Origin of the sequence: Antarctobacter jejuensis, assembly GCF_052266595.1 — a bacterium.
In the GTDB taxonomy this organism is placed as follows: Bacteria; Pseudomonadota; Alphaproteobacteria; order Rhodobacterales; family Rhodobacteraceae; genus Antarctobacter; species Antarctobacter jejuensis.
The window spans coordinates 262,853-279,397 of sequence record NZ_JBQQXJ010000002.1; the positions used below are offsets into that span (position 1 = coordinate 262,853).

14 protein-coding genes and 1 riboswitch are annotated in these 16,545 nt (G+C 63.2%); of the genes, 11 read left to right on the top strand and 3 right to left on the bottom strand.

Annotated features, from left to right (window positions below):
• Positions 1 to 376: 376 nt before the first annotated feature.
• A complete protein-coding gene (locus ACTXGA_RS03935) occupies positions 377 to 1,333 on the bottom strand; it encodes an agmatinase (protein WP_443391827.1) in 957 nt (318 codons plus the stop codon).
• A 171-nt stretch (positions 1,334 to 1,504) separates the two neighbouring features.
• Here ACTXGA_RS03935 and ACTXGA_RS03940 point away from each other — a divergent pair, with 171 nt between their 5' ends.
• The 6 genes from ACTXGA_RS03940 to ACTXGA_RS03965 all read left to right on the top strand — a co-directional run bounded on the left by ACTXGA_RS03940 (position 1,505) and on the right by ACTXGA_RS03965 (position 9,734).
• A complete protein-coding gene (locus ACTXGA_RS03940; protein ID WP_443391828.1) occupies positions 1,505 to 3,004 on the top strand; it encodes a hypothetical protein in 1,500 nt (499 codons plus the stop codon).
• 62 nt (positions 3,005 to 3,066) lie between these two features.
• A riboswitch (cobalamin riboswitch) is annotated at positions 3,067 to 3,246 on the top strand.
• 42 nt (positions 3,247 to 3,288) lie between these two features.
• The gene (gene bluB, locus ACTXGA_RS03945; protein WP_443391829.1) at positions 3,289 to 4,011 is read left to right on the top strand and encodes a 5,6-dimethylbenzimidazole synthase; all 723 of its coding nucleotides are present in this window, start codon (positions 3,289 to 3,291) and stop codon (positions 4,009 to 4,011) included.
• A 12-nt stretch (positions 4,012 to 4,023) separates the two neighbouring features.
• On the top strand, positions 4,024 to 4,449 hold the full coding sequence (locus ACTXGA_RS03950) for a hypothetical protein (RefSeq protein WP_443391830.1): 426 nt from the start codon (positions 4,024 to 4,026) through the stop codon (positions 4,447 to 4,449).
• Positions 4,450 to 4,486: 37 nt separating this feature from the next.
• Positions 4,487 to 5,935: an IMP dehydrogenase gene (guaB, locus tag ACTXGA_RS03955; RefSeq protein ID WP_443391831.1), complete on the top strand. Its 1,449-nt coding sequence runs from the start codon at positions 4,487 to 4,489 to the stop codon at positions 5,933 to 5,935.
• Positions 5,936 to 6,165: 230 nt separating this feature from the next.
• A complete protein-coding gene (locus ACTXGA_RS03960) occupies positions 6,166 to 7,320 on the top strand; it encodes an RsmB/NOP family class I SAM-dependent RNA methyltransferase (protein ID WP_443391832.1) in 1,155 nt (384 codons plus the stop codon).
• Positions 7,321 to 7,481: 161 nt separating this feature from the next.
• Complete coding sequence (locus ACTXGA_RS03965) at positions 7,482 to 9,734, top strand: ATP-binding protein (RefSeq protein ID WP_443391833.1); 2,253 nt, start codon at positions 7,482 to 7,484, stop codon at positions 9,732 to 9,734.
• Positions 9,735 to 9,747: 13 nt separating this feature from the next.
• On the opposite strand, the gene ACTXGA_RS03970 is transcribed toward ACTXGA_RS03965, so the two are convergent.
• The gene (locus ACTXGA_RS03970; protein ID WP_443391834.1) at positions 9,748 to 10,341 is read right to left on the bottom strand and encodes a gamma-glutamyl kinase; all 594 of its coding nucleotides are present in this window, start codon (positions 10,339 to 10,341) and stop codon (positions 9,748 to 9,750) included.
• A 170-nt stretch (positions 10,342 to 10,511) separates the two neighbouring features.
• On the opposite strand from ACTXGA_RS03970, the gene recA reads away from it, so the two are divergent.
• The 5 genes from recA (at position 10,512) to ACTXGA_RS03995 (ending at position 15,788) form a co-directional block, all read left to right on the top strand.
• Complete coding sequence (gene recA / locus ACTXGA_RS03975) at positions 10,512 to 11,579, top strand: recombinase RecA (RefSeq protein WP_443391835.1); 1,068 nt, start codon at positions 10,512 to 10,514, stop codon at positions 11,577 to 11,579.
• 155 nt (positions 11,580 to 11,734) lie between these two features.
• A complete protein-coding gene (alaS, locus tag ACTXGA_RS03980; RefSeq protein WP_443391836.1) occupies positions 11,735 to 14,413 on the top strand; it encodes an alanine--tRNA ligase in 2,679 nt (892 codons plus the stop codon).
• Between the two features lies 1 nt (position 14,414).
• On the top strand, positions 14,415 to 14,702 hold the full coding sequence (locus tag ACTXGA_RS03985) for a DUF1330 domain-containing protein (protein ID WP_443391837.1): 288 nt from the start codon (positions 14,415 to 14,417) through the stop codon (positions 14,700 to 14,702).
• Positions 14,699 to 15,169 carry an MOSC domain-containing protein gene (locus ACTXGA_RS03990; protein ID WP_443391838.1) on the top strand — a complete coding sequence of 157 codons (471 nt, stop codon included), beginning with the start codon at positions 14,699 to 14,701 and terminating at the stop codon, positions 15,167 to 15,169. The genes ACTXGA_RS03985 and ACTXGA_RS03990 overlap by 4 nt, the downstream gene beginning before the upstream one ends.
• A gap of 352 nt (positions 15,170 to 15,521) precedes the next feature.
• Positions 15,522 to 15,788: a hypothetical protein gene (locus ACTXGA_RS03995; RefSeq protein WP_443391839.1), complete on the top strand. Its 267-nt coding sequence runs from the start codon at positions 15,522 to 15,524 to the stop codon at positions 15,786 to 15,788.
• Between the two features lie 82 nt (positions 15,789 to 15,870).
• On the opposite strand, the gene ACTXGA_RS04000 is transcribed toward ACTXGA_RS03995, so the two are convergent.
• A complete protein-coding gene (locus ACTXGA_RS04000) occupies positions 15,871 to 16,524 on the bottom strand; it encodes a DUF6639 family protein (protein WP_504434220.1) in 654 nt (217 codons plus the stop codon).
• Between the last annotated feature and the right edge of the window lie 21 nt (positions 16,525 to 16,545).

Consider the following 16,545-nt stretch of genomic DNA (forward strand, 5'->3'; position numbering starts at 1 on the left):
CTTTGTGCTCCTCACCACACAAGCGTGACAGCGCGGTGACGGCAAGGGTCTGTTTGGCCACTGGCAAAGGATGGCCGGGGGATGGTGCGGGAATGACGGGATTTTGTGTGGTGGGCGGGGGAAATTGGCGGGGTAAATGGACGGGGAAGGCTGCTTCAGGGCTCACCAAAGCAAAACCCCAAGGTTTCGCCCCGAAGCCACCCCACGCTTCGATCCGGCCTGACATCCCGGCCCGCCGGCGCCAAGCGAAATAGCCGTCTCCCGCCTTTGGCGGGGCCCTCGGCGATTTCCCTTGTCTCCGTCCGTCCGCGCTGTCGTCTCGGTCTCAGGCGAGGGGCGGCTCCGAAGCAAAACCTTTCACGGGGAGGTGGGCCGGTCAGGGCCGCGGCAGGCGCGCGTGAAAGACAAAGCCCAGCAGGTTCATCAAGAGTTGCGCCGCAAGGATGGAGGTGCTGCCCGTCGGATCGTAATCCGGGGCAACCTCGACCAGATCGATGCCGACGACGGGGTGGCTGCGGGTGACATGCTGCAGCAGTTCCAGCACCTCATAGTAGAGAAAGCCGCCATGGCTGGGCGTGCCGGTGCCGGGCGCGATGGACGGGCAGAAGGCGTCGATATCGATGGTGATATAGACCGGCGCGCCCGCAGGCAGGCGGGCCGCGGTGGGTTCTGGCCCCAGTTTGCGCATCTGGCGCACCGACAGGATATCCGATCCGCGGGCGCGGGCGTCCTCGTACCCATCGCGCGCGGTGGACGACACGTTGCGGATGCCCACCTGGGTCAGGCCGGTGACATGTGGTTTCTCGGCGGCGCGGCGCATCGGGTTGCCGTGGCCGCGGGTGACACCGTGACGTTCATCGACGAAATCCAGATGGGCGTCGATCTGCAGCACATGGAAGGGGGCGCGGCCCTCGTAGGCCTCGATGCAGGGGATGTTGATCGAGTGGTCGCCGCCGATGGTTACGGGCAGGGCGCCGGCGTTCAGCGCGGCCTCGACGCCGCTGCGGATATTGGCGTGGCTGGTGAGCGTATCGGTATGCACGATATCGGCGTCGCCCATGTCCACAAGGCGCACCCCGTCAAGGTAGGTCACGTCGTCTTCGTGGTCATAGGCGCCCGCGTGGCCAAAGCTGAAGAGCGTACTGGCCTCGCGCACTCCGCGCGGGCCGAACCGCGCGCCCGCGCGCCATTGCGTGCCCGCGTCGAAGGGCGCGCCAAGAATGGCGGCATCCGCTTGCAGCGCGCTCCAGTCCGGCTGATAGGGCGCGCGCGCAAAGGTGCAGATGCCGGTAAACGGCAGGTTCAGGCGACCGGTTTCATATCCGTGGCTCATGCGGCATCTCCTTGGGTGGGGGCAACCTAACCGGACGGAACGCATGGGCAAGCGGGAAGCCTGTCAAGACAAATAAACACGTATTGGTTGCATTTGTTTTCTTGGAATCCCCCTTGTTGAGGTTAACGTAGCGTCACTTTTACCAACCACGGATTTGAAGGGGGACGTGCGATGACGGGACATGGACGGGCAATCGGGGCCTTGGGGGCCTTGCTGATGCTGCCGTTGGCGGCGGCGGCGCAGGATTTCGGGGTGGACATGCCGGCGAACCCGGCGCCGGGGGTCACATTCCCGACAGCGGAGGATGAGATCAACAGCTGGATCTTTGTCGAACCGCAGGACACGGCGGCCATTCACGCCCACGGCTGGGGCATCTGGGCCGGTTTGACCAAGCCGGTGGAGGGCGAGGGCGGCTTTGCCCGCGTGACCTATCAGACATGGCTGACCAAGGCGGATGTGATTTCTGTCTTCACCGGCAAGGACCCGGAAAAGGACTTCCTGCTGGGCGAGTCGAACCAGATGTTCAAGCACGGGCTGGTGGATGGCTTCCTGGCCAATGCCGCCTCGGAAAAGAAGGACGGGACGGAGCCGGTCAAGAACGCCGCCGGGATCATCGTGAACACCGACGTGCTGGAGAATGTCGCCTACAGCCCGCCCTCGGCAGCCTACCTGCTGGAAACCGGCACCGGAAAGCCCGAGGTGCTGGACCGGCTGCTGGCCGAGGGCGACAAGGTGGTTTTTCCCGATGACGCGGTGAACGTCAAACCGGTCTACAAGCTGATCACCGAAGACCGGCTGAGCGACTGGACCGATGCCGACGGCCGCGCGCGCAAGCTCTATGCCTTTACCGCCTGGCCGGGCATCCCGGACATCACCAACTGGACGCCCGACATGAAAGAGGGCGGCTATCCCGAAACCCTCTGGCAGCAATGCGTCTATGTCGATCTGGAGCTGAAGGGGCGCACCACCTCCACCGGCGTCGATGTGAACTGTGCCAGCCCCGATGAAAGCAGCATCTATTCGCTGGACGATTTCATCGCCGTGAACCTCAAGGACGTGGACGGCGGGTTCATCAACACCGCGACCGGCGAGACGGAGGAGTTCGGCGGCGACATCGCCATTGCCCTGCTTGTGGCGATGCACGTCACCTCGCGCGAGGTGACGCAATGGACGTGGCAGACCTTCTGGTGGCAGGCGGATGCCGCCCATCCCAACACGCCCTCCAGCGCCGCCATCGCCGCCGCGCGCCCCGATACCCTGACGACGCAGGCCGCGCATTACGCCATGGCCCCGGCCTATTCCATGCTGGTCCCGGCGCAGCCACTCATCGGCGGCAAGAACGTCGGCGCGCTGGTCACCGCCTTCAATCCCTATCTGGAGGCAGGGTTCGGCACGCCCGTGGTGTCGATCACCGAAACCGTGCAGATCCCGCAGGGCGACGGCTGGTCCACGATCACCACCGATCTGGGCATTCAGACCAACTGCATGACCTGCCACGGCCTTGCGGCCTGGGGCGGGCGCGGCACCGGCTATGCGGCGAACTTCTACGTGCCGCGCGATTTCTGGGTCTTCGACACCGCGCTGGACGTGGATTTCGCCTGGTCCGTGCAGGCCATCGGAGAGGCGGTGCAGGCCGCCAACAAGAAGGCCGCCGACACCAAATCCGACTGACACACCCCCGGATCGGGCGCAAAATAGCGCCCGATCCCCGCTTGCCAGACCCGTCCGCCTGTCGCACTCTGCCGCCGTCAGGTGCCCCGCCAAGGGGAGAATCGGGAAGCCGGTGAAAAACCGGCGCGGGCCCGCCGCTGTAAGGGGGACGGTGCGGATACAGGCCACTGGGGCAATCCCCGGGAAGGCGTCCACACCGGCAGAACCCAAGCCAGAAGACCGGCCTGACGACATGGACCGCCGCGGTGGAACGCGCGCGGTCGCTGTCTTTCGCGGAGCCGACCATGAGCGATCCCACAATCGCGCCCAAAGGCGCGTCCACTTATCCCGCGCCCGAACGGGCGCGCACCTTCACTGCGTCCGAACGCCGGGCGCTCTATGACGTCATCGACGCGCGCCGGGACGTGCGCAACGAATTCCTGCCCGATCCCATCGCCCCGGACCGCCTGCGCCGGGTGCTGCAGGCCGCCCATGCCGCGCCCTCTGTCGGCTTCATGCAGCCGTGGAATTTCATCCTGATCCGCGACGCCGCGCGCCGCCGGGCCGTGCACACCGCATTCCAGCGCGCCAACGCAGAGGCCTGCCAGATGTTCGAGGGCGAAAAGCGCAGCAAATACGCGGCGTTAAAGCTCGAAGGTATCCTGAAATCCCCGCTGAACATCGCCGTCACCTGTGACCGCACGCGCGGCGGAAAGGTGGTTTTGGGACGGACCCACAACCGCGACATGGATCTCTATTCCACGGTCTGCGCGGTGCAGAACCTCTGGCTTGCTGCCCGGGCAGAGGGGCTGGGCGTGGGCTGGGTCAGCATCTTCCGGCAGGAGGACCTGCGCGAGCTGCTGGGCCTGCCGGACCACGTCGAAACCGTGGCCTATCTCTGCGTCGGTCACATCGACGACTGTTTCGCACAGCCCGAACTGCAGGCGCGCGGCTGGCGCAAGCGGCTGGACCTCGACAGCCTGATCATGGAAGACCATTGGCACGACGCGCCTCGGGATGCTGAGTAACGGACAAGCCACATGATCGACCAGACCACCGTCAAGCGGATCAACCTTCTGCACGGATCGCCGGGCTTTGTCCTGCGCACCGACCCCAAGACCGGGCAGGGCGCGGTCAGCAACCCGCCAAAGGTCCCAAAGGCCAGCGGCGAATACTGGATCCACGGCACCTCGATCCTTGCGGGCGGGACGGAACGGCCCTCCGTTTTTGTCGTCGACACCGACAGCGGCGGCACGCTGCGCGCAATTTTCTGGAAAACCGCCAGTGGCTGGATCGACAGTCAGGACCCGCAGGCCCCCGAAACGCTGGGCCTGCCGCGCGACCGGATCTTTCCCTTCGACTGGCGGTTCGATGTGCCCCTCGAAGAGGACATCTTTCACCCCGATCCGGGCGGGACGCCCCGACGCACCGCACGCTCTTTCCTTTCCCGGCTGCGCATGCGATAGGGACGCGCCAACCGATCCCTCCCAAGGAGTGCCCCTCATGGAGATTCGCGAGGCCCTGACCTTCGATGACGTTCTTCTCGTTCCCGCAGCATCCAGTGTGCTGCCATCCACGGCGGATACCCGCACACGGGTGACGCGTTCCATCGCGCTCAACATCCCGCTTTTGTCCAGTGCAATGGACACCGTAACCGAAAGCCGCATGGCGATCACCATGGCGCAGGCTGGCGGCATGGGCGTGATCCACAAGAACCTGAACGTCGAGGCGCAGGCCCGCGAGGTTCGCCGCGTCAAACGCTTTGAAAGCGGGATCGTCTACAACCCCGTCACCCTGACGCCGGAACAGACCCTTGCCGACGCCAAGGCGCTGACCGAACGCTATGGCTTTACCGGCTTTCCGGTGGTGGATGAAAAGCACCGCGTCGTCGGCATCGTCACCAACCGCGACATGCGCTTTGCCGCGCAGGACAATACGCCGGTCAAGGCGATGATGACCCATCAGAACCTTGCCATCCTTCAGGAACCGGCGGACCGCGATCAGGCCATCGGCATGATGAAGGAACGCCGCATCGAAAAGCTGCTGGTCACCGACAAGAACGGCAAGCTGACCGGCCTCCTGACGCTGAAGGACACCGAACAGGCCGTCCTGAACCCCACCGCCTGCAAGGACCGTCTTGGTCGCCTGCGCGTCGCCGCGGCCACCAGCGTTGGCGATTCCGGCTTTGAACGGACAGAGGCGCTGGTGGATTCCGGTGTCGATATCGTGGTGGTGGACACCGCGCATGGCCACTCCCGCGGGGTGATCGAGGCCGTGAGCCGGGCCAAGAAGCTGTCGAACGAGGTGCAGGTCATCGCGGGCAACGTCGCCACCGCAGAGGCGACGCGCGCGCTGATCGACGCCGGGGCTGACGCGGTCAAGGTCGGCATCGGTCCGGGCTCCATCTGCACCACGCGGATGGTGGCGGGCGTCGGCGTGCCGCAGCTGACCGCGATCATGGATTGCGCGGCGGCGGCGGGCGACGTGCCGGTGATCGCCGATGGCGGCATCAAGTTCTCGGGCGATTTCGCCAAGGCGATCGCGGCGGGGGCGTCCTGCGCGATGGTCGGGTCGATGATCGCGGGCACCGATGAAAGCCCGGGCGAGGTGATCCTCTATCAGGGCCGCTCGTTCAAGGCCTATCGCGGCATGGGGTCTCTGGGGGCGATGGCGCGCGGCTCTGCCGACCGCTACTTCCAGAAAGATGCCGCCAGCGACAAGCTGGTGCCCGAAGGCATCGAAGGCCAGGTGCCCTACAAGGGGCCTGCCGGCACGGTCATTCACCAACTGGTGGGCGGGTTGCGCGCGGCCATGGGCTACACCGGCTGCGCCACGGTCGAAGAGATGCGGGGCAACTGCCGTTTCGTCAAGATCACCGGCGCGGGGCTCAAGGAAAGCCATGTGCATGACGTGCAGATCACCCGCGAGTCGCCGAACTACCGGATCGGGTGAGCCCCGGTCCGCGTCGCGTTGAAGGCTCCAGCGGAGCCTTCAACGGTCCGACGGACAGAAAACCGGCCCAATGAACTGCCGTTTCTTATGCCTGTCGAACGGGTCGTGAGGAGGATGCGAGAGGGGCAAAGGTTTACAGTTCATGAATTCGTCTCTGTAACCCCTTGATTCTGCATTCCCCTTAGCTGTCCACGCGTGGACAGGCCCCAACCCAAGCCAGAGGATCCCCCATGACCCCAGCCGCCAGAGTCCAGGCCGCCATCCAGTTGCTGGACACCATCGCGGCCGGAAAACCGGCCGAACAGGCGCTGACCAACTGGGGCCGAACCTCTCGCTACGCCGGCTCCAAGGACCGCGCCGCCGTCCGCGACCACGTCTTCGATGCGCTGCGCCGCTGGCGCTCCTCGGCAGCCCTCGGTGGCGGCGAGACGGGAAGGGCGCGGATGCTCGGCCTCCTGCGCGGGCAGGGGCAGGACATCGACGCGCTCTTCTCCGGCCTCGGTCACGGACCCGAACCCCTGTCAGAGGCCGAACGCGCCGCCGGCCGCGCGCCGCAAGGCGCCGAAGCCTGGGACCTGCCGGACTGGCTCGCCGAAAAGTTCCGCGACAGTCTCGGCCCGCAGGCCGAGGCCGCCGCGCTGGCCCTGCGGTCGCGGGCCGAGATTTTCCTGCGGGTCAACCTCCTGCGCGCCACCGTCGCGGAGGCGCAGGCCAGCCTCGCCGAGGACGGCATCGCCACCGAAACGCATGACCTCTCCCCAACCGCCCTGCGTGTCACCGAAGGTCCCCGCAAGCTGGCGCGCAGCAAGGCCTTTCTGTCAGGTCAGGTCGAACTGCAGGACGCGGCCAGCCAGGCGGTGGTCGACCTCCTTCCGCTTCGCCCCGGTCTCAAGGTGCTGGACTACTGCGCAGGAGGCGGCGGCAAGGCCCTTGCCATGGCTGCACGGCTGGACGGCGGTCCCGTCGATGCCCATGACGCGGCACCCAAGCGCATGATGGACTTGCCCGCCCGCGCCGAACGGGCCGGTGCGGACGTCCGCCGCGTCGATCAGCCCGAAGGACCCTATGATCTGGTCCTCTGTGACGCCCCCTGTTCCGGCAGCGGATCGTGGCGGCGCGCGCCAGAGGGCAAGTGGAGCCTCACGCCGGATCGTCTGGCAAATTTGCAACGTATACAGGCAGAGATCCTCGACGCCGCAGCGAACCTTGTCGGCACCGGCGGCATGCTTGCCTACGTGACCTGCTCGGTGCTTCGCGAGGAAAATATCGATCAGTCACAGGCGTTTATGAGCCGAAATTCAAGCTTTTCTCTTGGCCGGCCACGACAGTTTTTACCTGATTTCGCTGGTGACGGATTTTTCGTCACTGTGATGTCGCGGCCCTGATACGCTGTATGGAATGCGAAAAACACACGTTTTGAGTGTATTTTTCTGACGGTTAACGTGGCTTTAATTGCCCGTGCGGGCATTATGCCCAAGGACGAATCGCGAACCCAGGGGGCTTTTTGGAGGCGTCGGTCAACATCGAGGGAAGACGGAACAGGGGAATGACACCCGTGTTCGGTGCGGCCGCGCTGATCCTGCTGGCAACCATGTCGCTGTTGATCGCCCAGATGGCTGACCTGCGGTCGGTTCGCGTGGCCGGGCTTGCCGCAACCGGGGCTTTTGGATGCCTTGCACTAGGCTGGTTAATCCTTGCTTCGATTTCCGGTGGACGTCGGCAGCGACGGTTCGAAATGCTGACGGATTTCGTGGAAACGGAGCCGTCGTTCTGTTTCTTGTGCGATGGATCGGCACAGGTGCTGCGGGCCAACCGTGCGGCGCGGGACAGGTTCTCGGTCGGGGACGAGACCCTGTTGTCCGACCTCCTGCGCGACGTTTTTGCCAGTTCCGAAGGCATCATTTACCGGCTGCAACATAAGGCCCTGCGCGACGGTGCGGCCGTCGAGGACGTGACGAGCCATTCCGAAGGCTATCGGATTTATGTCAGGGCCTTCCAACCCGATCTGACGCTCTGGCGGATGGAAAATGAATCGCAACGTGCTGGCGGTCGGTCACGCGCGGATCTGGCGGTTATTTCGCTGGGCCGAAACGGGGCGGTTCTTTACATGAACCCCGTGGCCCGAAACCTTGTCGGCAAACGCGTGAAGCGTCTGGACGATGTGTTCGCCGACCTGCCGCTGCGGGCCGGAGGGGTGCATTACCTCAAAGGCGCAAACGCCGGGCTGAGCGTCCTTGTCAACAGCGCCGACATCGGCGGCGGGCGGCAGGAACTCGTTCTTTCTCCCATCGCCGAGGACAGCACACGCAATGATGTCATGGGCAGTTTCGACGGACTGCCCGTCCCTCTGCTCAAGGTTGCACCGGACGGCCAGATCCTGAGGGCGAACCCGGAGGCGCGGCGCCTTCTCGATCTGGGACAGCGTCAACCGGGTCAGATCGTCGAGCACATGGAAGGCCTTGGCCGCGCCATCAAGGATTGGCTGCAGGAGGCTGCGGATGGGCGCGGTCTGCATCGGTCCGAGTTTCTCAGGCTGACGCGGGCCGACCGGGAGGTCTTTGTGCAGGTCACGCTCAACCGCGTGATCGATGAGGGAGAAACCGCGCTGATCGCGGTTTTGAACGATGCGACCGAGTTGAAAACACTGGAGGCGCAGTTCGTCCAGAGCCAGAAAATGCAAGCCATCGGTCAGTTGGCAGGCGGCGTCGCCCATGACTTCAACAACCTGCTGACGGCCATTTCGGGCCATTGTGATCTGCTATTGTTGCGGCATGATCAGGGGGATCCGGACTATGGCGATCTGGTGCAGATCAACCAAAACGCGAACCGGGCTGCGGCCCTTGTGGGGCAATTGTTGGCGTTCTCACGTAAGCAGACCATGCAACCCGAGGTCATGGACCTGCGCGACACCTTGTCTGATCTTGCCCATCTTCTGAACCGCTTGGTGGGGGAAAAGGTCCGTTTGACGCTCAAGCATGACCCTGTCCTGCCACCGGTGCGTGGGGATCGCCGCCAGTTGGAACAGGTGATGATGAACCTCGTGGTCAACGCCCGCGACGCCATGCCGGACGGCGGCGAAATCGTTGTTGAGACCGAACAACGTGTCCTGATCGAACCGTTGTCCCGGGACCGGGCGGTCGTCGCGCCGGGAAAATACGTGACGGTCCGGGTGACGGACGAGGGTGTGGGTATTCCGCAGGACAAGCTGCAAAAGGTCTTTGAACCCTTCTTCACGACAAAGCGCACCGGGGAGGGGACAGGCCTTGGGTTGTCCACCGTCTACGGGATCGTAAAACAGACCGGTGGCTTCATCTTCGTTGATAGTGTCGTTGGGCAAGGGTCCTGTTTTACCTTGCTTTTCCCGGCGCACGAAGTCGTTCAGGGAGAAGTCGCCAAGGTGCGGGAACCGGCCACCAAGAAGCTGCCCGAACAGGGATCCGGCGTGGTCCTGCTGGTCGAGGACGAAGCCCCGGTACGCGCCTTTGCCGCGCGCGCCCTGCGATTGCGCGGTTATACTGTGATCGAGGCAGAAACCGCCGAAGATGCGCTCGAAACCCTCGAGGATCAGGAACTCGCCGTGGATATCTTTGTCACGGATGTGGTCATGCCGGGCATGGACGGACCGTCCTGGGTGCGCAAGGCGCGCGAAACGCGGCCTGATACGCGTGTCGTCTTTGTCTCCGGCTATGCAGAAGATGCCTTTGGCGAGGGCAGCGAGGAAATCCCGAACTCCGTCTTCCTGCCCAAGCCTTTCTCGCTTTCCGACCTGACCGAAACGGTGCACCAGCAACTGAGCTGAGCGGGCGTGTCGCCTAGCGGGCGCTTTCCCAGACCTCGAAATCCGCGGCGCATTTGCGGTGGAGCTTTTCTTCGGTCGCAGGTGACAGGGACAGATCGCGCGGAGGAGAGACATTCTCTCTCGGCAGGTCGATCCGGGTTTGCAGACGGTCTTCCAGAAAGGCGATTAGGCCGGACTGGTTTTCGTATTTGAATAGATGCGTGACCGCGATCCCGTTTGGACGCGGTTCGACGAATTTCGCCTGACTGCCGACGTCGGCATAAGCGGGGCGGTCGCCCCGAGCGTAAGCGTCGCAAAAGGCATCGAAAGTGATGCCCTTGGTCGAGGTTGGCCGGTCGTCCAGAAAGGCGCGTTGCCGATACCGATACCACGACCCCAGCCAATCCACCGGTTCGCGCACCACGGCGAGCAATTCGAGGTCTTCCCCGCCAACGCGTTCGAACATCGGGCGGAAAAAGCGGTTGTAGCGGAAAACCGGCGAGTGTTTGAGTTCAGGCGGATCCGAGACGACCATGCCCGCCAGTGGCCCAAGCGCGCGTGCATAGGCCGATGTGCCCGTCTTGGGCACCGCCAGCATTACCAATCGCGCTTTCCAGAACACCAGCATCAATTTGTCTCCACCTTGGTAACCTTGCCTTAACCAACCTGTCGCAGTCTTGAAAGTGAAAGATTTAACTTGAATTGTTCACGTTTTGATCCCATAGAATTTGGGAACAAGAGGTGAACGAAAGCAGCGATTGCCGCGCTCCCCGGCATATGGAATAAGGACTGAAACGCATGGCAACGGCAGATCTTCTGAGCATGGACAACAAGCGTACGGCGGAAAAACAAAAGGCCCTGGACAGCGCATTGGCGCAGATCGAACGCCAGTTCGGCAAGGGTTCGATCATGAAACTGGGTGGTGAAAACGCCATCAAGGATATCGAGGCGACCTCGACCGGTTCGCTGGGCCTTGATATCGCCCTGGGGATCGGCGGCCTGCCAAAGGGCCGGATCATCGAGATTTACGGGCCGGAAAGCTCTGGCAAGACAACTCTGACCCTGCACTGCATCGCGGAAGAACAGAAAAAGGGCGGTGTCTGCGCCTTTGTCGATGCGGAACACGCGCTGGATCCGCAATACGCGAAAAAGCTGGGTGTCGATCTGGACGAACTGCTGATCTCGCAGCCTGACACCGGTGAACAAGCGCTTGAGATCACCGATACGCTGGTGCGCTCGGGCGCGGTCAGCATGGTGGTTGTCGACTCGGTCGCTGCTCTGACGCCGAAGTCCGAGCTTGAGGGCGACATGGGCGACAGCAGCGTCGGTGTGCAGGCCCGCCTGATGAGCCAGGCCATGCGCAAGCTGACCGGTTCGATCAGCCGGTCCAACTGCATGGTGATTTTCATCAACCAGATCCGGATGAAGATCGGCGTCATGTTCGGTTCGCCCGAAACGACCACGGGCGGCAACGCGCTGAAATTCTATTCCTCGGTCCGTCTCGACATCCGTCGCATCGGCGCGATCAAGGACCGGGATGAGGTTGTCGGCAACGCCACCCGCGTGAAAGTGGTCAAGAACAAGGTCGCTCCGCCGTTTAAACAGGTGGAATTCGACATCATGTACGGAGAGGGTATCTCCAAGATGGGCGAATTGCTGGACCTTGGGGTGAAGGCCGGCGTGGTGGACAAATCCGGCGCCTGGTACAGCTATGGCGACGAACGGATCGGGCAGGGGCGTGAGAACGCCAAGACCTACCTGCGGGAAAACACCCGCGTCGCGCTGGAGATCGAGGACAAGATTCGCGCGGCGCACGGGCTGGAATTCGATATGCCCGAGGACGATCCGGACATGGTCGAGGAGTGAGATCCTCACCCATCTAAATGTGAAAAGGGCGTCCCCGGTGGACGCCCTTTTCATGTCTGGCGCAGAAGAGAGCCCTGGAAGGTCACCGGCCTGTGGACACCGGCGGGCGGCACGGATACATCTTCGCCGATCACTCGCCCGCGAAGAGGCCCGACATGGCAAGCCTGAACGACATCCGCTCGACCTTTCTGACCTATTTCGAAAAGCAGGGGCACCAGGTTGTGGCCTCCAGCCCGCTGGTGCCGCGCAATGACCCGACGCTGATGTTCGTCAACTCGGGCATGGTGCAGTTCAAGAACCTCTTCACCGGGGTAGAAAAGCGCGACTATGTGCGGGCGACCACCTCGCAGAAGTGCGTCCGCGCAGGCGGCAAGCACAATGATCTGGACAACGTGGGCTATACCGCGCGCCATCACACGTTCTTTGAAATGTTGGGAAATTTTTCCTTCGGCGACTACTTCAAGAATGAAGCGATCCCCTTTGCCTGGGAGTTGGTGACCAAGGAGTTCGGAATCGATCCGACGCGCCTTTTGACGACGGTTTACCATACCGACGACGAGGCGTTCGAGACGTGGAAGAAACTGGGCGTTCCGGAAGACCGGATCATCCGGATCGCCACGTCGGACAACTTCTGGCAGATGGGCCCGACCGGGCCCTGCGGTCCCTGCACGGAAATTTTCTACGATCACGGCGATCACATTTGGGGCGGTCCTCCGGGATCGGCCGAAGAAGACGGCGACCGGTTCATCGAGATCTGGAACGTCGTCTTCATGCAGAATGAGCAGTTCGAGGACGGCTCGATGAAGGCGCTGGACATGCAATCGATCGACACCGGCATGGGGCTGGAGCGGATCGGTGCTTTGTTGCAGGGCAAACACGACAACTATGACACCGACCTGATGCGCAGCCTGATCGAGGCGAGCGCCAACGCGACAAGTGCCGACCCGGATGGCCCCGGCAAGATGCACCATCGCGTGATCGCGGATCACCTGCGGTCGACCTCTTTCCTGATCGCCGATGGGGTGATGCCGTCCAATGACGGGCGCGGCTACGTCCTGCGCCGGATCATGCGCCGCGCCATGCGGCACGCGCATCTGCTGGGTGCGCAGGATCCGCTGATGTACCGTCTGGTGCCTGCGTTGGTGCGCCAGATGGGGGCGGCCTATCCGGAACTCAGCCGCGCACAGGCGCTGATCGAAGAGACACTGAAATCCGAAGAAACGCGCTTCAAGGCGACCTTGGACCGTGGTCTGAAACTGCTGGACGATGAACTGGCCGGGCTGGACGAAGACGCGCCGCTGCCCGGGGCGGCCGCGTTCAAACTGTATGACACTTATGGTTTCCCGCTCGATCTTACGCAGGATGCCCTGCGCGAGAAATCGCGTGAGGTGGATGTTGAAGGGTTCGACGCGGCGATGGCCGAACAGAAGGCACGGGCGCGCGCGGCCTGGTCCGGCTCCGGCGAGGCGGCGGACGCGACCGTTTGGTTCGACGTGGCCGACACCCATGGCGCGACGGATTTCCTAGGCTACGACACCGAAACCGCCGAAGGGCAGGTTGTTGCGCTGGTTGTTGACGGGGCCCTGGTCGATCAGTTGAAGGCCGGGCAGGCCGGCTGGGTCGTTCTGAACCAGACGCCGTTCTATGGCGAATCCGGTGGTCAGGTGGGTGATACCGGCTGGCTGCGGCGGTTGGAGGACGAAGACGAAGGCGCGACTGTCACCGACACCCAGAAGATGGCGGGAGGCAAGATCACCGCGCACCATGTGACGGTGGATCGGGGCACCCTGACCAAGGGCGATGCGCTACAGCTTGAGGTGGATCACGGACGCCGTTCTGCGATCCGGGCCAACCACTCGGCCACGCACCTGCTGCACGAGGCGCTGCGCGAGGCGCTTGGCGATCATGTGGCGCAGCGCGGCTCGTTGAATGCGCCGGACCGGCTGCGGTTCGATTTCAGCCACAACAAGGCATTGTCCTTTGAGGAGCTGCGCGCGGTGGAACGTGATGTGAACGCCTTCATCCGCCAGAATGCGCCTGTCAGCACCCGGATCATGACCCCGGACGATGCGCGCGAGATCGGTGCGCAGGCGCTTTTCGGTGAAAAATACGGCGACGAGGTGCGCGTCGTTTCGATGGGCGTCCAGCGCGGCTCCGGCAAGGGGACCGACGGGCAGACCTATTCCATCGAACTCTGTGGCGGCACTCATGTCACTCAGACCGGCGACATCGGCCTCTTTGTCACTCTGGGCGACAGCGCATCCAGCGCAGGCGTGCGCCGGATCGAGGCGCTGACCGGTTCGGCGGCCTTCGACTACCTCAGCCAGCAGGATCGCCGGTTGTCCGAGGTTGCGAACCTGTTGAAAGCCGGGGCTGCGGATGTGCCGATCCGGGTCAAGGCGTTGATGGACGACCGCAAGAAACTGGAAGGCGAAGTAGCGCAACTGCGCCGCGAGTTGGCCATGGCCGGCGGGGCCGGGCAGGGCGGAGGCGCCGAGACACGCGACATCAATGGCGTGTCCTTCGTCGCTCAGGTCCTTAGCGGGGTGACGGGCAAGGACCTGCCGCCGTTGATCGACGAACACAAGGGCCGCATCGGTTCCGGCGCAGTGCTGCTGATTGCTGACGCAGGCGGCAAGGCGGCTGTGGCGGCCGGTGTGACCGACGATCTGAAGGCCAGCCTGTCGGCGGTCGATCTGGTCAAGGCAGCCGTCGTTGAACTGGGCGGCAAGGGCGGCGGTGGTCGCCCGGACATGGCGCAGGGCGGCGGTGCCTCGGTCGAGAATGCAGAGGCTGCCATCAAGGCCGCCGAAGTGGTGATTGGAGGACAGTGACATGCCTGCGCTCTGGATTGCTCATGTGACGGTGACGGACGCCGAAGCCTACGGAAAATATGCCGAACTGGCCGGTCCGGCAATCGCGGCCCATGGCGGCAGCTTTATCGCCCGCGGCGGTCGGTTCGTGCAGTTGGAAGGCAAGGAACGTCCGCGCAACGTCGTTGCCCGCTTTCCTACGGTCGAGGCTGCGGTGGAATGCTACAACTCGGATGCCTACCAAGAGGCGCTGAGCCACGCGCGCGGCGCCTCCGAACGTGAGCTGATGGTGGTCGAGACCAGCGAGTGACACCGCTGGCCGAGTTGCGCCGGTCCTTTGCCGGACCGGGGCGGCTGGACTGGATTGGCCTGCGCCCGGATCGCAAGGGGGATGTCCTGCAGGTCGCTTCCGCTGAGGTGACAGAGGCGGGATTGGCAGGCGATCATGGGCGTCCCGGAAATCGGGCCGTGACCATCATCCAGGCCGAACATCTGCCAGTGATTGCGCAATTGTCCCGGGACGCGCCGGTTACGCCCGAGGTGCTGCGCAGAAATCTTGTGATTTCCGGCATCAATCTGACCGCACTGCGGGAATTCGGCCTGCGCGTCGGGCCCGTGCGGCTGCAGGTGACCAGCCCGTGCGCGCCCTGTTCCCGGATGGAAGCGGCGCTGGGGCGCGGGGGCTATAACGCGTTGCGTGGGCACGGTGGATGGTGCTGTTCGGTCGTTGTGGGCGGTGTGTTGAGCGTCGGGGCAGAGGTCTGGCCGGACATCTGAGCAAATCGGCGCGTTTTCGCCCGTTAACGCCCGGGCATTGAGCAAGCTCCTGCCGCAACGGAGCCAGCCGTCTTGGGAAGTTTGCTGATTCGTGAGACAGTTGGCCCGCTCGCGTTGGGCGAGCCGAAAAATTTCCATTTTCAAGAACCTTTTCCGGCATCGAAAAAAACGGCTTCGTGGCTTTCCCGGGGACCGTTGCCGAACTATGGCACCCTCACCACAAATTCCCGGATTTCAGGTGGAAATGGCTGGGTTTGACCTTTTTTGCCCTGCCAAGTCAGGAATTCCTGTCGCGCCGCGCCGTTTTTGTTGGCTAAGTTTGGATACCATCAATTTTCTTGGGAGAAATATCATGAAAAAAGTTCTTGCTGGCGCAATCCTGGCTGCGTCCTTTGCTGCACCCGCCTTGGCGTGGGAAGGTCAGGTTGTGGCGTGCTACGACAAGGTCTGGGTACCTGCGAAGTATGAATACAAAAAGCACCTGATCATGGCTGCCCACACCGAGTGGGAATACAAGAACGGCCAGATGATCAAGGTCCACTACCCGGCCGTCTACAAAGAGACCAAGCACCTCGCGAAGGCGGGCTACTATCTGGCGAAGAAGGCCGCCTGCAAATAACGGCTCTGCCGTAGATCCATGACGAAGGCGCGGGGACTGCCACCCCGCGCCTTTTTGTTTTTCGGTGCTGTGGCTTGGCGAGTTATGGCCGGGGCCGATCAAACACGATCGAGCCGTCCAGAATGCCATCGATCCAGGCACAGCGATCGGCACGTTGATTCAGATGTGCCCAAGCGCTCAGGGCAAATTGGTCCGTTTTCATCATCAGTATCCCCAATCCGATGACATCCCGTTTGACCGTCTGCTGTGGGTCAAAATCCTGTAGCCATGGCGCGCGGAGTTCCGGGGTCAACGCCTCGATCTGCAGCGCATAGGCGAGGTATTCGGTGGTTACATAGCACTCGGTGAATTCGGCGCCGCAGGAAGTTCCGTCATAAAGCGCGTGGGTCATTTCGTGAATGACGACGCTTTCGAACATGTCGTCGGGGGGAATATGGGCAAACAGCCCGTCGGGATCGAGGTGCTTTGTCAGGGCGTCCGGGGTCAGGACCTCGATCATGGCCTTCCCGCAATGAAACAGGCCCAGACAATCGCCAATGATCTTTTGCCTTGTGTGGATCGAAACCGGTTCCGACAGGCTTTGCCCGCAGTCCGCAAAGATCTCCAAGGCCCGGTCAGAGGCATGACACGCGCGCTCGGCAAGCTCTGGCTCTGCCGTGTCCACACTGACCAGTCCATTGTCGCAGGGCACCTGCGCCGTGGCGCCGACCGCAAAAAATGCAGTCAGCAGGCCCACGGCCAAGGGTGCCCTGCGCAG